This window comes from Arcticibacter sp., from assembly GCF_045629565.1.
Taxonomy (GTDB): domain Bacteria; phylum Bacteroidota; class Bacteroidia; order Sphingobacteriales; family Sphingobacteriaceae; genus Arcticibacter.
In genome coordinates this window covers 1-4565 of sequence record NZ_JAZQRL010000118.1, presented here as the reverse complement: position 1 = coordinate 4565, position 4565 = coordinate 1, and the positions used below count along the sequence as shown (strand labels likewise).

General features: G+C 41.8%; 5 protein-coding genes. All 5 read right to left on the bottom strand.

Annotated elements, in window-relative coordinates; translation table 11 throughout:
• Positions 1-57: 57 nt before the first annotated feature.
• Positions 58-549 carry a UpxY family transcription antiterminator gene (locus ACKI5J_RS16360; protein WP_407430561.1) on the bottom strand — a complete coding sequence of 164 codons (492 nt, stop codon included), beginning with the start codon at positions 547-549 and terminating at the stop codon, positions 58-60.
• Between the two features lie 42 nt (positions 550-591).
• Entirely contained in the window at positions 592-1344 is a 753-nt protein-coding gene (locus ACKI5J_RS16355; protein WP_407430560.1) for a polysaccharide biosynthesis/export family protein, read from the bottom strand.
• 538 nt (positions 1345-1882) lie between these two features.
• Positions 1883-2344, bottom strand: coding sequence for a DUF4268 domain-containing protein (locus ACKI5J_RS16350; RefSeq protein ID WP_407430559.1), 462 nt, complete (start codon positions 2342-2344; stop codon positions 1883-1885).
• A gap of 312 nt (positions 2345-2656) precedes the next feature.
• The gene (locus ACKI5J_RS16345; RefSeq protein ID WP_407430558.1) at positions 2657-2935 is read right to left on the bottom strand and encodes a hypothetical protein; all 279 of its coding nucleotides are present in this window, start codon (positions 2933-2935) and stop codon (positions 2657-2659) included.
• 255 nt (positions 2936-3190) lie between these two features.
• A complete protein-coding gene (locus tag ACKI5J_RS16340) occupies positions 3191-4339 on the bottom strand; it encodes a glycosyltransferase (protein ID WP_407430557.1) in 1149 nt (382 codons plus the stop codon).
• Positions 4340-4565: the final 226 nt, after the last annotated feature.

Genomic DNA, 4565 nt, shown 5'->3' with positions numbered 1-4565 from the left:
ATTAATGGTGTTTTCGGATCCATATCAATCTAAAATGATCTTTCCTCTGAGCAATATTTAAACTTTGGCGACATTCTCAATCTCGACCTCGGCAGTCATGAAAAACCGAAGGGAAGGAAGCAACACCCTCACCGATTTTTTCTTCACCGAAATGACATTCCCCTGCATCTCTGTAAAGGGTCCGTTTAATATTCGCACCGTATCCCGCACATGTAGCGGTACAGATTCCAATTTTACATTAAAATAGTCCATCAAAAACTCCTGAATAGTCTGAATTTCGGCGGGCAAAATTACCGCTGGCTTACCCAGCCAATAGACGAAATTTACGACCCCCATGATCATTCTCACTTGTGTCATCTGACGTTCTGTGATTTTCACAAAAACGTAGGAAGTAAACAGTGGTTCTTCTACAACTTTTTTTCGATCACTCCATTGTTTCACTACCCGGTTCAGCGGGCAGTAGTTTTCAATATTGGCTTTGTTAAATTGATCTGCAACTTTTTTCTCCCAACGTGACTTGGTGTACACGGCATACCATTTGGCTTCCATAAGGTTTGTTTGAGCGTTAGCGGTTTATAGATGATCTTTGTATTACCGGGTTAGAAAGATACCGGCTACAGAGACAATGGACAGCAGCAATCCTATTCTCTGATAGGTTTGATCCAACCCTGCGAACTTGCTTTTACCGGCCTCCGCATAGATGACGTCGTTGTTTTTTAAATAATAATATGGAGAGTTAAACAAGCTTTTCTTTCTTAGGTCAACAGTGATGTACTCGCGTTCGCCATTGGTTTCCCTGATGATCATTAGTCTCCTCAAGGCTGTGATATTCAGGTCACCGGCAAGGCTTAACGCTTCAGGGATGGAGAGCTTTTCACTTTGCACTTTAAAGAGGCCGGGATGGCTCACATCGCCCAGAATGGAGATCTTGAAATTGATCAGCTTTGCGATGACGACAGGTTCTTTCAGATACGGCATTAGCCGGAGCCTGATTTCGTCACGAATTTGCGAGGTCGTCAGGTTAGCTACGTTTATGCTCCCGATAATCGGAAGCTGGATGTCTCCTTTCTGATCAACCAGATAGCCGCCATAATTTTCATTTGTTCCGTTTACTGAATTTGAGGTAAAGTTAAAAACGGCAGAAGATTCCGGATTGAGGCTACTAATGCTTATGCCTAAGATATCTTCGGGTTGGATCGTGATCGGGCTGAAATTTTGGATCCGTTCCTTTGAAGGAACCGACCGGTTTACATCCTGAAAATAAATGGACTTCTTATATGAAGTGCAGGATAACATCAAAAGACTAAATGCAATGATGCCTAGTGGCTTGTAGAGCGCGTTCATATAGGAAAAGTTAGAAAAATATAGTGTTTGGCTTAGTATTTGATAGAAGAAAACCGAGGTGATATTTGTCGGTCAGAGGAGCGGCTTTATCTTTTTACATGGCTTCGCCCTTTGTCAGTCACGACATTTTACTCTGCTGGGCCTGTATCTATTAGTTAAATCCTTGTTGGCTTTGTTGAAGTGAATTTAGCGCAAGTACATTTAATAAAAGAAAAAATTTCGTGTTCGTGTAACTTCGTGGTTATCAGTGAGAAAATGCATCTATTTATGTGAATAACCGTCCTGAAACCTTGAGAAATTTTTGCTGTTTGACATTCCCATCTTGCTGATCACGAGCAATTATCGCAGCCAGAAACACACATTTACCTTATGAATTGGACATTTCTGCATATACTTGAAGCATATATTCAGCTGAAGGATCATAGCGATTGTAGCCACCAGGGGTTAGTACTTCTAAGAAAATGTATTGCAAATCCGACATTTACCCAATAAGCCAGCCGCCGAATTTTGAGGGTCATCTTTAGACCCCAAAGTATGCCTATTTAAAAAGCTGAAACCCGTCCCGCACATCGTTCCAGAATGCATCAAGTGCAATTATCCTTGGTTTAAAGAAGGAGATCAGCTTCGGCCAATCTTCCTGCTTGTAAATACTAACATCCGGAAGTGTCTTTCGGATGGTACTAACCACTTTGTAGTTCTCATCTTGTCCATGTAAAGTCCATTCCCAGTCTTCATCCAAATAGCCGTTCAAAATGTTCTTAAACTCCTTAAATTGTTCAAACATTAATTCCTGGATACCAGGATCCGGGTGAGCGATCTCTATCGCAATGTATGCTCCCCTGGGCAAGGCTTCCATTTTAAAGTTCAGATGCCTCATACCGGTTTTGTAGTTGATCCAGTTGATCTTTTCACCCCATGGACCAGGTTGCAAACTCATGTATTTTCCGAAGGCTGTCCAGAAAGAATGTTTGATGGCGGATGCTTGACTTTTAGAAAACAAGATTGAGGTGTGATTGGTGTACTTGCAAATATACCGAAACGTGTGTGTGCCGGGTTATAAAAATGTAGGAATTCCTGCCGGCATTATCCAAATATTAGCCGCATCTTAGCCGGACCAAAGCGGGACTTTGCCCGGGTAAGGTGCGGGTAAGGTGTGGGTAGGGTGCCTGTCGGATGTCGTTACGACTCCTGCCGCCAGGCGGCCTTTTCTTCATCTTTTGTACACTCGAAAAATTGAAGATCACCAGTTCGTAAAAATGAAAAAGCCCTTACGAAAAAGGGCTCATATTCAGATTACGGAAAACCGGCGCAGCTATTTTCGCTCGACGAACTTATGAAAGGTGCTGATCTCGCCGTTCGCTTTCTTGTCCTGATACAAAAAATCAAGTTTGTTGGCTTCGAAGTCCGCGAAGAAGTCGTCCCACTCCATTTCTTCCAGATTACTGTTGTTGCTAAATTCAGGGAAATGTATTCTTAAAACTCCATCATCTTCATCTTCACCGGTACCCTTAACTCTGGAGGGAACTCCTTTCCTTTCCTCTACCCATTCCTGAATTACATGATGATCATGTGTTTGATTAGACGTACTCATAACATTAATTTTATTTCGGTTTATTTTTACACAACACGCAGTTTTCCTGTCGGTTTACAAAAGTTGTATTTTCGTGAAGGCTGCTGCTCGGTATATTTGATCAGCAGGTTCACCATTTACTTGTGCTTCTTTTTGTAAGCGGAATATGCTATCGCAATAGCCACGATAAACACAATTCCGACGATAATTGGTATAAACATAACATCAGCGTTTTAAGTAGGATATTCACATATCCCGTTTACAAGATTAGCTGTACTAACTGGCGATAGAAATTTTCTTATCGTTGTTAAGCGTACCCTGAATGTGTTTTAACATGGTCATATAGGTTTGATCCCAGGAGATGTCTTTAAGGAATCCATCTACTTCTTTAAGCCACTCCGCTGCATTCTCCCTGGTAAACTCTGCTTCTATCGCTTCTATAAACTCCTCGCAAGTTGACGCGATGTGAACGAGCTTTTTGATCCCATATGGCTTCACAACATCACGAATTGGCGTAGAAACAACTGGAATTCCGGCAGAAAGGTATTCAGGTGTCTTGGTTGGGCTGATAAAACGAGTAGACTCATTTAACTGGAACGGAATTAAAGCCATATTCCAGCCAGACAGATAGCCAGGTAGCTCTGCGTACGATTTCTGTCCGAGGTAATGAATATTCTCATTGCGGGGAAGCGTACTTTCGTCTATTTTAACAACAGGGCCAATTAGGATGATCTGCCACTCTGGTTTCAACGTTGCTATATTTCTGATTAGATCCAGGTCAAATCGTTCATCAATTACGCCATAGAATCCGATTTTAGGGCCGACTATACCGGCTTGATCTGCTGGCTCGGCAACTTGTTTCCTTGCTTGTGCAAAATGCGCTTTGTCGATACTGCTTGGAAAAGGATAAATATTGGAGTGCTGCTGTTTCTTCGCTTCAAAAAGGGAGTGTCCGCCTGTAAATACGATATCCGCTTTAGCCATAAGCTTACGTTCCAGGGTAATGAGCTCCTCTGGTGCAAATTTGAAGGCAGAAAGCTCGTCCATGCAATCGTAAACAATCATTTTTGGTTTGTATTTATCCGTAAATGAAAGTGCCATAGGTGTGTAATACCAGAATGTCCAGTTTTGTAGTTCCGTGTTCTGAAAGAATTTATCGAGTAAAGCCATCAGCGTAGAATGGACTGCTGTAGCGGGTAGACCTTCCCTTAAGTGAGGCACAATGACCGTCAGTGATGAGCTTCTTGGAGACAAGGATAAATACGCGTCATCTTTTGCATCAAAAACGGGTTCCTCGAAATAGTACACATTGGCGCTTTCAGCAAATCTGGTTAATAGGTGTTGCGGACGCTGAAATACAAAATCCCATCTAAGGTGTGAGAAGCAAATCAGACTTTTTGTCGGCATTTCTACGTAGTTTTTCATAAATACTTTTGTTAAGATAATTGTTAATTAACTCAGCTCTTCTTCACCGGCAAACAAGGGCAAGGTTTAATTTCCTGGGTTATAAATCTGTTTGCTAATAAAACCTTGATTTCGGGGGGATTGTTTGGAGGTATATACCCATTTAGTTTGTATTTAATAACGAGGCCGGTGGTTACAACTACGTAAATCATTGAGCGTTACCTTTTATTCCGGCAGATGGAATAAA

Excerpts from the sequence above, each read along its gene's own strand:
- ACKI5J_RS16360 (WP_407430561.1), bottom strand. The coding sequence starts at position 549 with ATGGAAGCCAAATGGTATGCCGTGTACACCAAGTCACGTTGGGAGAAA.
- ACKI5J_RS16355 (WP_407430560.1), bottom strand. The coding sequence starts at position 1,344 with ATGAACGCGCTCTACAAGCCACTAGGCATCATTGCATTTAGTCTTTTG.
- ACKI5J_RS16345 (WP_407430558.1), bottom strand. The coding sequence starts at position 2,935 with ATGAGTACGTCTAATCAAACACATGATCATCATGTAATTCAGGAATGG.
- ACKI5J_RS16340 (WP_407430557.1), bottom strand. The coding sequence starts at position 4,339 with ATGAAAAACTACGTAGAAATGCCGACAAAAAGTCTGATTTGCTTCTCA.